Here is a 16,177-nt window from a genome sequence, read left to right as displayed (position 1 = left end):
ACCGGAGACACCCGACGCCGCTCGAGAAAGCGAACGATGAAGAACACCGCCGCATTGAAAACCTTCGCCACCTCGTCGCGAACCACGCTGATCGAGCAGATGCGGGGACGGGCCAAGCAGCTCCTCGACAACCCGAAGGCCGCGGCCGAGTACCCGCGCGACGTGCGGGCGTTGCGGGATGCCGTCGATGAGCACGGGCTCGCCTGGGTGTCGGACACTGCCGCCTACACCTGGTTCAACCGGCTGACTGCCGCGCGCTATATGGACGCGAACGGCTTCTCGGGTCCATTCGGGGTCGTGTCCCCAGCAGCGGGGTCCGCGTCGGCGCTGCCGGAGATCCTCACCCGCGCACAGGCGGGGGGAGTTCGCGGACACGGAAAGACGATCGTCCTGTGACCCGTGCACCGGAGACACCCGACGCCGCTCGAGAAAGCGAACGATGAAGAACACCGCCGCATTGAAAACCTTCGCCACCTCGTCGCGAACCACGCTGATCGAGCAGATGCGGGGACGGGCCAAGCAGCTCCTCGACAACCCGAAGGCCGCGGCCGAGTACCCGCGCGACGTGCGGGCGTTGCGGGATGCCGTCGATGAGCACGGGCTCGCCTGGGTGTCGGACACTGCCGCCTACACCTGGTTCAACCGGCTGACTGCCGCGCGCTATATGGACGCGAACGGCTTCTCGGGTCCATTCGGGGTCGTGTCCCCAGCAGCGGGGTCCGCGTCGGCGCTGCCGGAGATCCTCACCCGCGCACAGGCGGGGGGAGTTCGCGGACGAGGTGCCGTCGCACGTCCAGGCCTCGGTGGTGGACCTGCTGATCGGGAAGCGAACGTCCACCGACCCGGACGCTGAGGCGTACGCGCTGTTGCTGAGTGCGATGTTCACATCGTGGCACAAGCCGATGCCGGAGGTGTTCCCGGCGGCGGTGGACTGGATTCGGCTACTCACGCCGCTGGACATGCTGGCGCCGACATCCGTGCGCGCCCGCGCCGTCGAGGTGATGGACGTCGCCGCCTGCGAGAACGTGGAGGTAGTGGGCTGGCTGTATCAGTTCTACAACTCCGAACTCAAGGATCAGATCAACGGTTCCAATGTCGCGATCGACGCTGCGGAACTGCCGGCGGTCACGCAGCTGTTCACCCCACATTGGATTGTGCGGTATCTGGTTGAAAACACCCTCGGTCGGCTCTGGCTACGCTCGCGACCGTCGAGCACGCTGTGCGAGCACATGCGGTACTACGTCGATCCCATTGAAGGGCAGGATGACACAGGCGTCACCGTGGCCTCGCCAGAGGAGATTCGGGTACTGGACCCCGCCTGTGGATCGGGGCACATGCTCACCTACGCATTCGATCTGCTTTTTCGGATTTACGAGGAGGAGGGATACAGCAAGAGTTCCATACCGCAGCTGATCCTCACCCACAATCTGCGAGGTCTCGAGATCGACGAACGCGCTGCGCAGCTCGCGTCTTTTGCGCTGGCGATGAAGGCGCGCGACAAAGATCGGCGATTCTTCACTCGCCGTGTCGCCGACGATCAGCCAGTGCAGCCGGACATAGTGCGTGTCACGGCGTTGGAATTCGATGAGTTGGAGACGAAACTCATCACTGGTGCCGTTGCGCCTGAGAAGCGGGAGCAGCTGGCACGGTTGGTGCACTCTTTCAAGGATGCGGATACCTTCGGTTCGCTAACCCGTGTCGATCCAGAAGCAGTCGACTCGTTGGCGGTCGCGATCCAGGGCTACGAGGAGCCCGACGCCGAGCAGGGTATCGCCAGCGAACTCGAGTTCATACTGATGGGAAAGGCTCGCGTCCTTGGCAGGCAGGCGCGGGCGCTGGCGGACAACCAATATCACGTGGTGGTGGCCAACCCGCCTTATCTGGGCAGCGGAAACATGGGCGGACTGCTCAAAAACTGGATGGCGAAGAACTATCCGGTCGCGAAAAATGATCTGCTCACTGGGTTCATGGTTCGGACCTCTGAGCTGTGCGTCGACTCTGGGCGTTGGGGCATGATCGTGCTGCCGTCTTGGATGTTTCTCAAGACCTTTTCGGCTTTCCGAGACTGGTTCCTTCGAACCCAGACGATCGACTCGTTTCTACACCTCGGTCGAGGCTTGTTCGGCTCCGACTTCGGCTCGGACGCGTTCGCGGTCACGAACTCGCCTGCATCGAGCAGCTACCAGGGAATCTATCGGCGTCTGTTCACCGAGCATGTCGAAGTGCGCAAGCCGGAGATCATCGAAGGGCTCTTCCTCGATTCGGAGTACAACCGTTTTGAAAACCGACAGTCCGACTTCCATCTGATCCCTGGGGCACCGATCGCGTACTGGTTGTCTGATGCAATGAAGGCGACGTTCGGGAAGGGCACCCGGCTTGGTGACCTCGCCTCGCCGAGGCAGGGACTGGCGACCGCCAACAACGACCATTTCCTTCGGCTATGGTTCGAAGTGTCACATGACCGCACGGGATTCGGCATGTCCAGCCGCTTGGAGGCCAAGGAGTCGGGCCGAAAGTGGTTCCCACACAATAAGGGCGGACCTTTCCGAAAATGGTGGGGGAACCAAGACTACGTCATTAACTGGGAGGATGACGGTAAGGAGTTATGGGACTTCCGCCCACGCTCTGTTATCCGCAACCCAGAGAGCTACTTCCGTCCCTGCGTATCCTGGTCAAACGTATCGATCGGTGCGCCGTCCTTTCGCTATTACACCAGCGAGTTCATCTTCAGCCACGTCGGGCAGGCAGTCTTCGCCTCCGAGAGCGAGCTTTCGACTCTGCTCGGATTCATGGGCTCGGCTGTGACCGAAAAGGCGCTGGCGGTACTTTCCCCAGCGATGCACTTTGAGGTCGGACACATCTCCAATCTTCCTGTGCTGTCGGCTGAATCGACATATGTCGGTCCTATCGTCGATGAGCTCGTGGCTATGTTCAAGACCGACTGGAACGACAGCGAAACCTCATGGGGATTCGAGGTCAACCCGCTGGTCGCGCAGGGATCGGGATCTTTTGAAGCCCACACCGATTCCCGCTGGAATGCTGCACTCGCAGGCACGAAGCGTGCCCGAGAGTTGGAAGAGGCCAATAACCGCTACTTCGCGAAGCTCTACGAACTCGAACACGAGGTTGAGTGCGGGGTTCCCCTCAGTCGCATTTCTCTGACTCAGAATCCGTACTTCCGGTACGTGCCGACGAAGGGTGGTACGCGCACCGAGGACGAGTACCGAGCACTGTTCGATCTCGACCTTGCACGGGAGCTGATCTCCTACGCAGTCGGCTGCATGATGGGCCGTTACAGCCTCGACAAGCCCGGGCTGGTACTCGCCGATGCCGCCGCGACCATAGCCGACTTCGATGAGAAGGTACCGAACGCGCAGTTCCGGCCCGACGCCGACGGGATCGTCCCCATCACCGCAGAGCATTATTTCGAGGACGACATCGTCGCCAGGATGAGGGAGTTCCTGGCTGTCGCATTCGGCAAGGAGAACGTCGAAGCGAATGTTGCATGGCTCGAGTACGCACTCGGCTCCGGGAAGCGAAAGTCGCTGCGCGACTACTTTCTCAAGGACTTTTACAACGACCACGTCAAGATGTACTCGAAGCGGCCCATCTACTGGCAGGTGTCGTCGAACAGCAAGACCGAGAAGGGTTTCAACGCGCTCTTCTACCTGCACCGCTACACACCCGCCACCCTCGGCCTGATCCGTGAGAACTATGCCAACCAGATGACCGACAAGCAGCAGGCGCGCCTCGAAACCATCGAGCACGCCCTGCCCACCGCAGGCAAGGCGGAGGCGACGAAGCTCAGCAAGGAACGGGACCTACTCACGACACAACGCCGCGAGATCCGGGAATGGATCACCACCAAGCTTTTCCCGCTGTCGACCGCGGAAGTGAAGCTCGACCTCGACGACGGCGTCAAGAAGAACTACCCGAAGCTGCAGGACGTGCTGCGGAAGGTGGCCGGACTGTGAGCGCCGCACCCGTTGGGCGCATCGCCGAGCTGCTCGTCGATCGCTTCGTTGACACTCCGGTGCTCACCTGGCGCGACGTCGACGGCGACTACGCCCCGCACCTCGATACGATCACCGAGGCGATCGCTGAACACGGTCTTGACCTGACCGTGCACCGCGTGGACGGCAACGAGCTCGGCATCAAACATTGCGTCTACACCGCACTCGACGCCAAATCCTCCGAAACTGTGCGCCACCTCGTGTACCGCACCGGCCCGCCACCGGCACTGCGCGAGAATTGGCTGCTCGACCTCGAAGTCGGCTACGGCATCTTCACCGCCGACACCACTGCGATCCTCGTCCACGACCTCGGACTCGCCGACCGCGGTGTCGCGGATGTCATCGCGGCTCACCTGAGTGTCTTCGAAGACACACACCGAACCGACCGCATCCGCGAGCAAATCGTGGACCTGCCACCGGATCTATCGGTGGACAGACTATCCGATATGTTGCGCGCCTTCATGAGTGCCGCTGTCCTCGACCTCGACGGCCACCGATTGCACCGCATTATCGAGTATCTGCTCGACGAGCACGTCGCCGACCGGTCCGAGGGATACGAGACACTGCGGAAACATGGGCTCACCGCCTACCTGTGGACGGGGTGCGCGAAGATCTACGGCTACAGTGCCGCTGAATCCTCCGTCGCAGGCCTCGCCACCTGGCTGTTCGACCAAGCCTGGCGTGGCTGGCCCGATGCGCGCAATCCTGCGCGCATCGACTTCGAACGCCTCCGCGACGACCGTCAGCTGCGCCGCGTCTTCACTGCTCTCGCCCAACGCGCCCAGGCGGATCTCAACATCGGCGAACGCCTCCGCGCCGATCCGCCGCCCGTCGAGGACCTCGCCATTCGCGACGTGTTTCCGCTCGTAGACGTCGCCGTTATCCATTCCCTCGCCGCCGCCATACTCGACCGAGGACTGTCTCCCGCCCGGATCACCGAACTGGTCCGAACTCGCTCCACCACCACCTGGTACGACGAATATCGGCACGGCTACCTGGCGCTTGCCGCGGCGTCCGACTGCCTCAGCCGGATCGAAACATTCGCGCCCGTCATCGCCGACCCCGCCGACGGCATCCGCAGCTACGCCGAGACCTGGTCGAGCATCGACGGCGCCTACCGGAGGTTCCGCCACCACCGCAATCGTGCCGAGACCGACCTGCCCGGCGGCCTCGCCGACCGCGTCGAACACCGGTACGTTCACGACTATCAGCGACCCCTCGCGCAAGCCTGGCAACAGCAGGTCGACATCCTCGACGAGTGGAACGTCCCCGGTATCGAACGACTCCGCGGATTCGCCCGCTACGACCTGCCCGCCAAGGCGAAGACCCTCGTCATCGTCTCCGACGCACTGCGGTACGAGGTCGGCGTCGAACTAGCCGCCCGGATGAACGGCGACGACTGGTTCAGCGCCACCATCGAACCTCGGCTCGCTCCGCTTCCGTCGTACACCCAACTCGGTATGGCCGTGATGCTGCCGCACACCCGGCTCGAGTTGCGTGACGACGGCACGGTGCGCGCCGACGGAGCCCCGACCTCCGGGCTGCCCGCCCGGAACGACCTGTGGGCAAGCGTGAACGCCGCGGCCGTCGACTACGCGGCCGTGATGTCGATGAGCACCACCGACCGCGCCGCGCTATGGTCCGCTCACGACGCCGTCGTCATATACCACGACGCTATCGACACTGTCGGGCACAAGGCCCCATACCAGACGCCGGAGGCATGCGACCGGGCCATCGAGGAGATCGCGCGAGTGATCAAACGTTTCGGCAGCGGCAAGACCCGGGCCAGCCGGGTCCTCGTCACCGCCGATCACGGCTTCCTCTACCAGGACTCGGACCTCGAACCTGGCGACTTCCTCAGTGAAGTCGCGCACGGCGAGCAGATCGTCGACCGGACCCGCCGCTACGTACTCGGCCGCGGCCTGCGGGAACACCCAGCGTTCACGACCTGGTCGGCCGCGCAACTCGGCTTGGACGGAGACCTGCAGGTGCAGGTACCGCGGGCGGTGCACCGGCTGCGGATGCAGGGTGCCGGCTACCAGTACGTGCACGGTGGTGCCACTCTGCAGGAGATTGTGGTGCCGCTGGTGACACTGGCCCGGTCCCGCAGCAAAGAAACCAGCAAGGTCACCGTCGACGTCAACGTCAGCAGTCCTACCATCACCTCCAGCACTGTGCTCGTCACCTTGCTGCAGCGCGAGGTGGTCACGGGCAAGCGCCGAGCGCGGTCTCTGATCATCGGCGTGTATGCCGAGGACGGGACAGCGTTGTCGGGGGAGCGGACCGTGGTCGTGGACAGCACAGCTGAGGACCTGCGGGATCGGAGCCGCACCGTCGAACTCGTGCTGAACGAGGCCGCTGAGGGTTTCAACGGAAAGCTGGTGTACATCCGTGCCGACGAGCTCGCCAATGGCACCCGCACCGAGTACCGTCACACCACCGCGTCCCTGCAGCGCGGATTCGGCGGGTTCTTCGACCCGCTATGATTGCCAATTCAGTACGCGTTTCGTAGGGTAGGGGCCTACGAAACGCGTAGCAAAGGGGAGCTGTGGAGCAGGTGCGCGGGACACCACTGCCAGCCGAGCTGGCGCGGTTCACCCTGCGAACCGTCCGCCCGCAGGACGCCGCCGACGTGTACGCCCACCCTCGTCCCGAGCTGGCGCGGCTAGCCGACCGGGGCATCCTGCACCGAGTGGCCCACGGCTACTACATCGTCGTACCGCAGGCCCAGGTGGGACGTCCGTGGCTGCCCGGTCTCGAAGCCGCTGCTGCGGGGATTGCTTCGGCGATCTATGGGGCCGACCGTGTAGTAGTGATGGGCGTCAGCGCGGCCCGCCTGCTCGGTGCGATCCCTCGGGCGCTGGCCACGGCAGTGGTCGCCGTTCCCAGCCAGCATAGGCCGATCGCACTGTCCGACCGCCTCGCCACCATTCGATTCGTGCGACGAGACACCGAGGCACTCGACGCCGAACGCGTGGAGACATCGCTCGGCCCTGTCTTGGCCACAACACCCGAACAAACAGTGCTCGACCTAGCCCGACGACCGCTTCTCGGCAATGCGGAGACGGACGTCCCCGCCGCGATCACTGCGCTTTACCGTCGCAGTGATCCTGAACGGCTCGAGCAGCTTGCGGAACCGCAGCGGCTCGTCGCCGCGTTGCGCCGAGCCGAGATCTGGGCGGGAGCGCAGTCGTGAATCTCGACGAACGTGACACCGTCGCAGCACGGTTCGGAGTACCGCCGGAGCAGGTGGAACGTGATTACCTCATCTCCCACCTTCTTGCGGCGCTTTCCGGCCGCTTCGCGGATCGACTCCACTTCATCGGTGGCACCGCGCTCGCACGCACTCACCTTGCGAATGGGCGCCTCAGCGAGGACATCGACCTCGTCGCCCTCGGCAACCGTACCGAGCTGGCCACCGAAATCGACGCCGCGCTCCCCCGAGCGGTTGCGCGCAGCCATGGTCGCCTGTCCTGGGAGCCCAGTCTGGCTGCTGTTCGTGACACCGAGGCAGCCAACCTCCGCACAGGCAGTGGGCTGTCCGTCAAGATCCAGTTGCTGTCCTCTCGGGATCGAGTGGTGTGGCCGACGGAGCTTCGTGTGCTCGAACAGCGCTACAGCGGCGCGCCGCCGGCACGGATGTCGGTACTCACGCTGCCCGCCTTCGCCGCCGCGAAGACCGCAACCTGGCACGATCGGCGCGCGTCGCGTGACCTGTGGGACCTGTGGGCGCTTGCCGGAATCGAAGCCATCGACACGGAGGCCTCCAGTCTGTTCAAGCGACACGGGCCGACCAACAGGCCGCCCAGTGGTCACCTGTTCGACCGGCCGCCGAACGAGGACGACTGGGTATCGCAGCTGGCCGGCCAAACTCGCCTGACGGTGACAGCGACAACGGCACTCACGACTGTCCGGGACGCGTGGGCACGCGCAACCGACCACGACATCGAGCAGGGAGACGAAGAACTGTGACCGACCTCGTAGACGACACACCAGCCGCGCAGCCCCGGATCACTGCCCTGGATGGCAAGGCCAACGCCGAGTTCCCCGGACTGGTCGTCCGTAAGGACCTGGTAGGCCGTGTACGCGGCAACGCCGTCGTCCCCGGCTATGTGCTCGAGTTCCTCCTCGCCCAGTACTGTGCCACCGACGACGAGGCGACGATCGACGCCGGTATCGAGAGCGTGCGCAACATCCTCGCCCAGCACTACGTGCATCGCGGCGAAGCGGAACTCGTGAAGTCGACGATCCGCGACCGTGGCAGGCACAGGGTGATCGACAAGGTTTCGGTCGTCCTCGACGACCGAAGGGACATCCACACCGCGTCGTTCTCCAACCTGGGCTTGAAGGCGGTGCCCATCGACGACCGGACCGTCAAGCAGCATCCCAAGCTCCTCACCGGTGGCGTGTGGTGCATGGTCGACATCGAGTACTCACCCGGTGATTCGCATGATGACCGCTGGATCATCGCGGGACTCAAGCCGATTCAGCTCGGCCAATTCGACGTCGTCCGCTACCTTGCCGCCCGCGCGCGATTCACCACCGAGGAATGGATCGACCTGCTCGTGCAGAGCATCGGGTTCGATCCGGAGCGGCTCTCGCCGCGCGGCAAGCTGCTGCAGCTGATTCGGCTGATCCCCTTCGTCGAGCGTAATTACAACCTGGTCGAGCTCGGCCCCAAGGGCACCGGCAAATCGCACGTCTACTCGGAGTTCTCCCCGCACGGAATGCTCATCTCCGGCGGCGAGGTCACTGTTCCGAAGCTGTTCGTCAACAATGCCAATGGCCGCATCGGTCTCGTGGGGTTCTGGGACGTCGTCGCCTTCGATGAGTTCGCCGGGCAGAAGCGCGTAGACAAGGCACTCGTCGACATCATGAAGAACTACATGGCGAACAAGACGTTCTCCCGCGGTGTCGAAACCATTCCCGCGGAGGCGTCGATGGTGTTCATCGGCAACACCTCTCGGCCTGCGCAGACGATGCTTGCGCAGTCCGACCTGTTCGAGGTGCTACCGGAATCCTATTACGACGCTGCATACCTGGATCGACTCCATTGCTACCTCCCCGGCTGGGAGGTCGAGATCATCCGGCGAGAACTGTTCACCGACGGGTACGGATTCGTCGTCGACTACCTCGCCGAGGCATTGCGCCACCTACGGACCCGAGACTTCTCCGACGCGTACACGCCTGACTTCGTACTGTCCGAGGACATCTCGACACGTGACCGCGACGGCGTCCGCAAGACGTTCTCAGGTCTAATGAAGCTGATCTATCCCCATCGTGATGCGACGACTGCCGAGATAGAGAAGTTGCTCCGGTTCGCGATCGAAGGACGCAAGCGCGTAAAGGATCAGATCCTGCGTATCGACCGGACCATGGATGCCGTCCGCTTCGGGTACAAGGATGCCGCAGGCACCTGGAAGGCCGTGCGAACCCAGGAGGAACTCGATTTCCCACATCTGTACCACCGCACGACCGGTGAAAGTGCCGCGTCGGAGGGGAATGCAGCCGAACTGTCAACTTCGGCGCAGCCCGTGTCCGAGACCTCGCTACCGGATACGCTGCGTACTGGCGCACTCGACGTCCCCGACAATGCGCTGGGCTATTCGTTCGAGACGTTACTTATTCCCTATCTCCACGGAGCCACGTCGATAGAGATCGTCGACCCCTACATTCGCGCACCCCACCAGCTGCGCAACTTTCATGAATTACTCGTCGACATCGTGGCCACCAAGCCCGCGGAGGAGACAATCGCGGTGCACTTACGCACAACCGAGGAAACCGAGCGAGCGGAGACGCAGCTCCTGGGTCTGTCCGACATCAAGGACGCCGTTGCGGAGGTCGGGGTCGAGTTCACCTGCGCTTTCGAGAAGGGCCTGCACGATCGTCAAATTACCACTGACACTGGATGGCGTATCCTCCTTGGGCGCGGTCTCGACATCTTCCAGCCGTTCACGAAGAAGAGCAACTTCGATATCCGGCTGAAACGGCAGGATCGTAGGCGGACAAAGGCGTGCACGATCACATACTTGCGATCGTAGCGACAGCGACTCAGAGCGAACGGACTCTCGGCGGGTAGGCTTTCTCGCACCCCGATGTGTCGCTGCGGAAATTCATGTGCAAACGGATCCAAATCCTGAATTCAAGGGGGCGTCGCAACACTGCTGGTGTTGGATGGTGAGTAGATCACGCAGGCGCTCGGCTGGGGTGCCCTCTGTGTCAACCTTGAGTGAGGCGGCGCGGGCGTACGCGCCTGATATCCCCTGATAGATGTCGACAGTGGTCAGCGCGTCCTTGCGGTCGCTCTGAGCGCGCTGACGCGCTGAATCGCCTGCCGTGCTGTCGAAGTACGGCTGCGAGTCGCCGACCGCGCGCTACGGTGTCGATTTCCTCTTCGAGCTCCGTGGCGGTGTGGGAAAGTGCTGTGGCCGTTTCCCTGGCGGGGGCGAGGTCCCAGTCCAGCACCATTGAGATCAATAGCGGTTTTGCTTCAGTCATCTCGGTTCGATCCGATGGAATTGATCTGCCCGCTGCCGGTCTTACTCTTCGTATTCCGTGGCTGCTCGGTTCAACATATCCGCGAGCCCGGATATCCGAGTGGCATGGAACTTCAGCACCTCGTCGAGAGTTTCCAGCGTCTCCTGGGCTCGGGTAAGTGTGAACGGTTCCGGCGCTTGCTTACGGGCCTCATCACGGGCGGGGACTGCCACCGGCACCTTGCTCGCGATGGTTTCCGATCGTCCGCGCACCTGGTCGGCGAGCTCGCGAATTCTTATCGGATCGACTTCGAACATCGGACTGTCTCAGATGACATACTCGTGGCCACCGGCAGGACCATGCCCCGCCTCTTCGTGCCGCCGGTTCGGCGGGGCGAACGACCAGGGCTGTCTGGTCGTCGGTTCCGAAAACTGCGATATGCTATTTTCCGGCTGAGGATTGCGGGGCCGAATGTTTCCGTAGGAGCTTTCCCGCGCCAATTCCGTGAAGATCCGTTCTGCTTCGGCTTCGGCATTCCGGTATGCGACCCGATGCCGATCGGCGATGAGCGCGGCCAACCGGTCCGCACCGTTTTCGAACGCATAGGGCGAGAGCTGGATGTCGGTGATGGCTCCGCGCGTATCGGTCTCTATGTAGACGGTCCCATCCGTGGATCGCGCATGCCCCCGTACCTGTTCGGTCGCCTCGTTGATCCGTGTGATCCGCGCGGCCAACTCTTCGGCGTCTTCGGCCATAGCCCCCTCATCCCTTATTCGCTTCTGCGAGAACGGTAGCAGGTCATCGTGATACATGAGGTTTCTCGGGAGCTGACCCTCGGCTCAGCGGGTTCGCGGCCGAGTAATCGAGATTCGCACCTTCGGCGCTGCTTCCGGCGGCTAGGCTGTGGTTGGTGTGGCGCAGTCGGGATATCCGCATGGAAATGGCCCGAAGAGCGATCGTGCGGGAGTTTTGAACAAGTCTCCGCGTGCGTGATCGCTGGTTGCCCGGCAAACTTTCAGAATCGATGTAATCAGCGGAGTGGTCGGCTACTCGGTACATCGGGTCGTGCCACAGCGACGACGGCGAGCAGTTCGTTCAATCCGCGGAAATCGTTCGGATTCGTGGTGAACAACGGTAGTTCTTCGGCGATGGCCACAGCAGCGATCATCAGATCGGCGACTCTACGGCGAGGTTCGCGTCCGACACTGACAACGCCTGCGCAGTCCCGGCCGTAGATTCTCGCGGCTTCCGCGCCGAAAGGGATCGGATCGAACTCGTTCTCGGTGCGTTGGAGCACATCCAGGCGGCGTGCGCTCGACGTGCTCATCGTAGGAGTCTTGTTCGTCGTTGCGGCGCAATTCATAGGGAGAAGTCGCGTCGAAGGGAGTGAAATGGCGGCTGCCTGGAAGGCTGCGACCACCATTCCACTCGCGTGGGTGCCTCTGGTTTCCGACGGGGTGCCGTATGGTCAGGGGAGGCCGAGCTTGCTGTCGCCGCGATTCGTGATTGCGGTGCGGACAGGATCGAGCGCTGATGCTGCGGGGCGTGTATTCTGCACGAGGACGTTTTCGGGTTCTCTCGGTGTTTCCTCGAGAGGTGTGGGTCGCCACAGTTCGTGGTGATGAGAAGGAGGTGGGGCTGCGATGCGCGGCGAACCTCCCAGTCGAAGGCCGCGCGGCGCCACCCCTGTACACGTCTGATCAGTTCGCGACGGCTTGACCGGTTCGCAACGGCAAGGGTAGGCGCCTGCGGTGTGACTTGCACGCTTGTTGTCCACTCATGCATGTGCCGAGGTCCTCCCATGTCGCAGACCGACATTATCGAAGTACGTCCGCGGACGCTGTCCGAATCCCTGCAGGACATCATTGAAAGCCATCGGGTGGATGCCGCGCTGGACTGGCTCGGCAACCATCCGCCGCATGTCATTGCCGACCAGCTTGCCCGGATGGACGCGGTGCGGTCGGGGATGGCGTTCCGGTTGCTCGACAAAGACCTGGCGCTGGCCGTCTTCGAAGAGCTCGATCCGGTGGATCAGCAGCAGATCCTGCAAGGACTGCGGGATCAGAGCTTCCACGACCTGATCGTGGGCATGGCGCCCGACGACCGGGCCCGCATGCTGCGTGAGGCGCCCGCCAAGTTCGCCAAAAGGGCGCTGGCCGGGTTGGGCCCGAGGGAGCGACGGATGACCGCGAGCCTGCTCGGCTACCCGGAGAATTCCGCAGGCCAGTACATGACGCCCGAGGTGGTGGCGCTGCCGTGCGACCTCACCGTTGCCGAGGCCTTGGCGATGGTGCGCGCCGAGGGCGGCAATGCCGAGACGGTGTATACGCTGCCGGTCGTCGACGGAGGCAGGAGTCTGATCGGCATCGTCGAACTGCGAGATCTGGTACTGAGTAAGCCGGAAACCATGGTGTCGGAGTTGATCGTCACCGAGCCCGCCTGCGCGCGCGCCACCGATTCTGCGGAGCAGGCCGCCCGGTTGATGCGCGAGACCAATGACATCAACCTGCCGGTGGTGGACAGTGAGGGCAGGCTGGTCGGACTGCTTACCATTGATGACGCGGTCGAGGTAATCGAGGCCGCCGACAGCGAGGATGTCGCGCTCCAGGCGGGTTCCACGCCGTGGGAGGGCCACTACATGGCTGCCCGAGTGCTTCAGTTGGCCCGTTACCGGGCACTGTGGCTGTTGTTGTTGCTACTCGCGGCGACTTTGACGGTCACAGTGACAGACTTCTTCGAAGACACTCTGGAGCAGGCCGCAGGCCTGGCACTGTTCATTCCGCTGCTGATCGGCGCGGGCGGCAACGCGGGTGCGCAGGCCGCCACCGCCTGCGTGCGCGCGGTGGCGGTCGGCGAGGTCAGGGCATCGGATCTGTTCCGGGTGATCTGGCGGGAATGCCGGGTCGGTCTGGTGCTCGGGTCGTTGCTTGCCGCTGTGGGGCTGGCGATCGGCGCCCTGTTCGTTGATCCGCGCATCGCTCTGGTTGTCGGCATCACGTTGATTCTGATCTGTAGCTGGGCCGCCACTATCGGTGGCACCATGCCACTGTTGGCGAAGAAACTTCGGATCGATCCTGCGGTTGTCTCGGCTCCCATGGTCACCACCCTGGTCGACGCCACCGGTTTGATCATCTACTTCACCATGGCTGAGCTGGTTCTCGGTATCTGAAAAGCCCGCGGGGGAAGTGGCTTCAACTGTCGGCGTACCTCAGAATGAGCGAGTGCGAAACAGCGATGCACCCAGTCGAGATCAGGAGTGTCGATGGAAATAGTGCGAACCCCCGACGAGCGCTTTGCGACTCTGCCCGGCTTCCCCTATCAACCGCATTATGTGGAACTCGGGCAACTGCGCATGGCCTATGTCGACGAGGGGCCGCGAGAGGCACCGGTAGTGTTGTTGCTGCATGGTGAGCCTACGTGGAGTTACCTGTACCGCACGATGATCCCGCCGCTGGTCGCTGCGGGTTATCGCACGATAGCGCCGGATCTGATCGGCTTCGGTCGCTCCGACAAACCGGTGCGTATCTCGGACTACACTTATCAGCGGCACGTCGATTGGATGCGAGGTTTCCTCGAAGTGCTCGACCTCGGTGACATCACCCTGTTCTGTCAGGATTGGGGTTCACTCATCGGGTTGCGGGTCGCCGCTGAGCACCAGGACCGCTTTGCCCGCATCGTGGTAGGCAACGGCTTCCTGCCGACCGCTCGGCAGCCCGCGTCCCCCGCGTTCAAGATCTGGCAGGCGTTCGCTCGCTGGTCGCCCCTGTTTCCGATCGGACGCATCGTCGATACCGGCACCGTACGCAAGCTCGACAAAACTGAGCTCGCCGCCTACAACGCGCCCTTCCCGTCCCGTCGCCACATGGCGGGCGCACGGGCGTTCCCGCAGTTGGTACCCACCGATGAACACAACCCCGCGGTGCCGGCCAACCGGGCGGCCTGGGATGCGCTCGGCCGGTGGGAGAAGCCGTTTCTCACCTTATTCGGCACCCGTGATCCCATCCTGGGCAAAGCTGACGCGGCGCTGCAGCGGCAGGTGCCCGGTGCGCTCGACCGGCCACACGCTCGGTTGCGGGCGGGACACTTTCTGCAGGAAGATCAAGGACCTGAATTGGCGCGGCGGATCATCGACTTCATTAGAACGGATACTGCCACCGGATAGTTCGCCCCGGCGAACGAAGCCGGTGGAGACCGGCGATATACAATCCCACCAGTCGGGGGCTCTCATTTCCTCGCCGGTACGTCTGTCCATTGGTCAGTAGTCCATGCGCAATATGCGCTTATCTGGATGTATAGGATATTCGGCCGGCCCGAATCTCTTGTCCAGGTGTGGATCTCGCGTTCAGCTCCGAGTGGAGTCGAGAACCCATTGTCGGTAGCCGGAGTGACTGTCGATCACGGGAACCGCGAGGATCTGTGGGGTTTCGTCGGGGTGCTTGGCGTCGGCCCGTTCGATGATGGTCGGCACCAGGCCGGCGCGGGTGTGCAGAATGGCGAGCGCCTGGGCGTCGTCGTGGATCCGGCCTTGCCAGCGGTAGATGGCTCGGACCCCGGCGACGATATTGCCGCACGCCGCAAGCTCGTCCTCGACGAGCTTGCGGGTGAACTCGGCCAGCCACTCCGGATCCTCGGCAGTGATCGAGACATCCACGATTTCGTCGGCTGTATCGTCGAGTTCGCCTGGGTGGTGATCAGTCACCGCTGCAGGGTACTCGTCGCGCAGCGTCGGCGTACGGCGTTCAGAACTCCCAGTCCTCGTCTTCGGTATTGACCGCCTTGCCGATGACGTAGCTGGAGCCGGAACCAGAGAAGAAATCGTGGTTTTCGTCGGCGTTCGGGGACAGGGCCGAGAGGATGGCCGGGTTCACTTCGGTTTCGTCTTTGGGGAACAGGCCCTCGTAGCCGAGGTTCATCAGTGCTTTGTTGGCGTTGTAGCGTAGGAATTTCTTGACGTCCTCGGTGAGGCCGACCTCATCGTAGAGGTCCTGGGTGTAGTCGACTTCGTTGTCGTAGAGCTCGAAAAGCAGCTCGAAAGTGTAGTTCTTGAGCTCCTCGCGCTCGACGGCGGAGACCAGCTCCAGGCCCTTCTGGTACTTGTAGCCGATGTAGTAGCCGTGGACGGCTTCGTCCCGGATGATCAGCCGGATCATGTCGGCGGTGTTGGTGAGCTTGGCCCGTGACGACCAGTGCATCGGCAGGTAGAAACCGGAGTAGAACAGGAAACTCTCCAGCAGTGTCGAGGCGACTTTGCGCTGAAGCGGGTGATCGCCGTTGTAGTACTTCAGTACGATTTCCGCCTTGCGTTGGAGGTTGCGGTTCTCCTCCGACCAGCGGAACGCTTCGTCGATCTCGCGAGTGGAACACAGTGTGGAGAAGATCGAACTGTAGCTTTTGGCATGTACCGACTCCATGAACGCGATATTGGTCAGCACTGCCTCTTCGTGCGGGGTCAGCGCGTCCGGGATCAGGCTCACCGCACCGACCGTGCCTTGGATGGTATCCAGCAGGGTGAGACCGGTGAAGACCCGCATGGTCAGCTGTTTCTCTTCTGCGGTCAGGGTGTTCCACGAAGGAATGTCATTGGAGACCGGAACTTTCTCCGGCAGCCAGAAGTTGCCGGTCAGTCTGTCCCAGACTTCGGCGTCCTTCTCATCGGGCACCCGATTCCAGTTGATGGCCGACACCCG

At 62.9% G+C, this 16,177-nt stretch carries 14 protein-coding genes; 9 read left to right on the top strand and 5 right to left on the bottom strand.

What is annotated here, in order from left to right; translation table 11 throughout:
• Positions 1-36 precede the first annotated feature (36 nt).
• From ACX4ZE_RS08455 to brxL, 7 genes are all read left to right on the top strand, one after another.
• Positions 37-396: a hypothetical protein gene (locus ACX4ZE_RS08455; protein ID WP_480272776.1), complete on the top strand. Its 360-nt coding sequence runs from the start codon at positions 37-39 to the stop codon at positions 394-396.
• A 43-nt stretch (positions 397-439) separates the two neighbouring features.
• A complete protein-coding gene (locus tag ACX4ZE_RS08450) occupies positions 440-853 on the top strand; it encodes a hypothetical protein (RefSeq protein ID WP_480272775.1) in 414 nt (137 codons plus the stop codon).
• The gene (pglX, locus tag ACX4ZE_RS08445) at positions 780-3,974 is read left to right on the top strand and encodes a BREX-1 system adenine-specific DNA-methyltransferase PglX (protein ID WP_480272774.1); all 3,195 of its coding nucleotides are present in this window, start codon (positions 780-782) and stop codon (positions 3,972-3,974) included. The genes ACX4ZE_RS08450 and pglX overlap by 74 nt, the downstream gene beginning before the upstream one ends.
• Complete coding sequence (gene pglZ, locus ACX4ZE_RS08440) at positions 3,971-6,499, top strand: BREX-1 system phosphatase PglZ type A (RefSeq protein WP_480272773.1); 2,529 nt, start codon at positions 3,971-3,973, stop codon at positions 6,497-6,499. Before pglX ends, pglZ begins: the two co-directional genes overlap by 4 nt.
• A gap of 62 nt (positions 6,500-6,561) precedes the next feature.
• On the top strand, positions 6,562-7,209 hold the full coding sequence (locus ACX4ZE_RS08435) for a type IV toxin-antitoxin system AbiEi family antitoxin domain-containing protein (protein ID WP_480272772.1): 648 nt from the start codon (positions 6,562-6,564) through the stop codon (positions 7,207-7,209).
• Positions 7,206-7,985, top strand: coding sequence for a nucleotidyl transferase AbiEii/AbiGii toxin family protein (locus tag ACX4ZE_RS08430; RefSeq protein ID WP_480272771.1), 780 nt, complete (start codon positions 7,206-7,208; stop codon positions 7,983-7,985). Before ACX4ZE_RS08435 ends, ACX4ZE_RS08430 begins: the two co-directional genes overlap by 4 nt.
• Positions 7,982-10,054, top strand: coding sequence for a BREX system Lon protease-like protein BrxL (gene brxL / locus ACX4ZE_RS08425; RefSeq protein ID WP_480272770.1), 2,073 nt, complete (start codon positions 7,982-7,984; stop codon positions 10,052-10,054). Before ACX4ZE_RS08430 ends, brxL begins: the two co-directional genes overlap by 4 nt.
• Positions 10,055-10,552: 498 nt before the next feature.
• Here the strand turns inward: brxL and ACX4ZE_RS08420 are convergent, their stop codons facing one another.
• The 3 genes from ACX4ZE_RS08420 to ACX4ZE_RS08410 form a co-directional block, all read right to left on the bottom strand.
• Positions 10,553-10,807 carry a hypothetical protein gene (locus ACX4ZE_RS08420; RefSeq protein WP_480272769.1) on the bottom strand — a complete coding sequence of 85 codons (255 nt, stop codon included), beginning with the start codon at positions 10,805-10,807 and terminating at the stop codon, positions 10,553-10,555.
• A gap of 9 nt (positions 10,808-10,816) precedes the next feature.
• On the bottom strand, positions 10,817-11,245 hold the full coding sequence (locus ACX4ZE_RS08415) for a YbaB/EbfC family nucleoid-associated protein (protein ID WP_480272768.1): 429 nt from the start codon (positions 11,243-11,245) through the stop codon (positions 10,817-10,819).
• A gap of 275 nt (positions 11,246-11,520) precedes the next feature.
• A complete protein-coding gene (locus ACX4ZE_RS08410; protein ID WP_480272767.1) occupies positions 11,521-11,817 on the bottom strand; it encodes a PIN domain-containing protein in 297 nt (98 codons plus the stop codon).
• A 474-nt stretch (positions 11,818-12,291) separates the two neighbouring features.
• On the opposite strand from ACX4ZE_RS08410, the gene mgtE reads away from it, so the two are divergent.
• Both mgtE and ACX4ZE_RS08400 read left to right on the top strand, forming a co-directional pair.
• Positions 12,292-13,659 (top strand): magnesium transporter, encoded by a 1,368-nt coding sequence (mgtE, locus tag ACX4ZE_RS08405; RefSeq protein ID WP_480272766.1) that lies wholly within the window; start codon positions 12,292-12,294, stop codon positions 13,657-13,659.
• Between the two features lie 93 nt (positions 13,660-13,752).
• Entirely contained in the window at positions 13,753-14,652 is a 900-nt protein-coding gene (locus ACX4ZE_RS08400) for a haloalkane dehalogenase (protein ID WP_480272765.1), read from the top strand.
• 180 nt (positions 14,653-14,832) lie between these two features.
• On the opposite strand, the gene cutA is transcribed toward ACX4ZE_RS08400, so the two are convergent.
• Complete coding sequence (gene cutA / locus ACX4ZE_RS08395) at positions 14,833-15,189, bottom strand: divalent-cation tolerance protein CutA (protein ID WP_480272764.1); 357 nt, start codon at positions 15,187-15,189, stop codon at positions 14,833-14,835.
• A 40-nt stretch (positions 15,190-15,229) separates the two neighbouring features.
• Positions 15,230-16,177: class 1b ribonucleoside-diphosphate reductase subunit beta (gene nrdF / locus ACX4ZE_RS08390; protein ID WP_480272763.1), on the bottom strand; the 948-nt coding region annotated here is incomplete at its 5' end.

This window comes from Nocardia sp. TBRC8007 (assembly GCF_056629435.1).
This window is presented reverse-complemented; position numbering and strand designations above follow the sequence as displayed.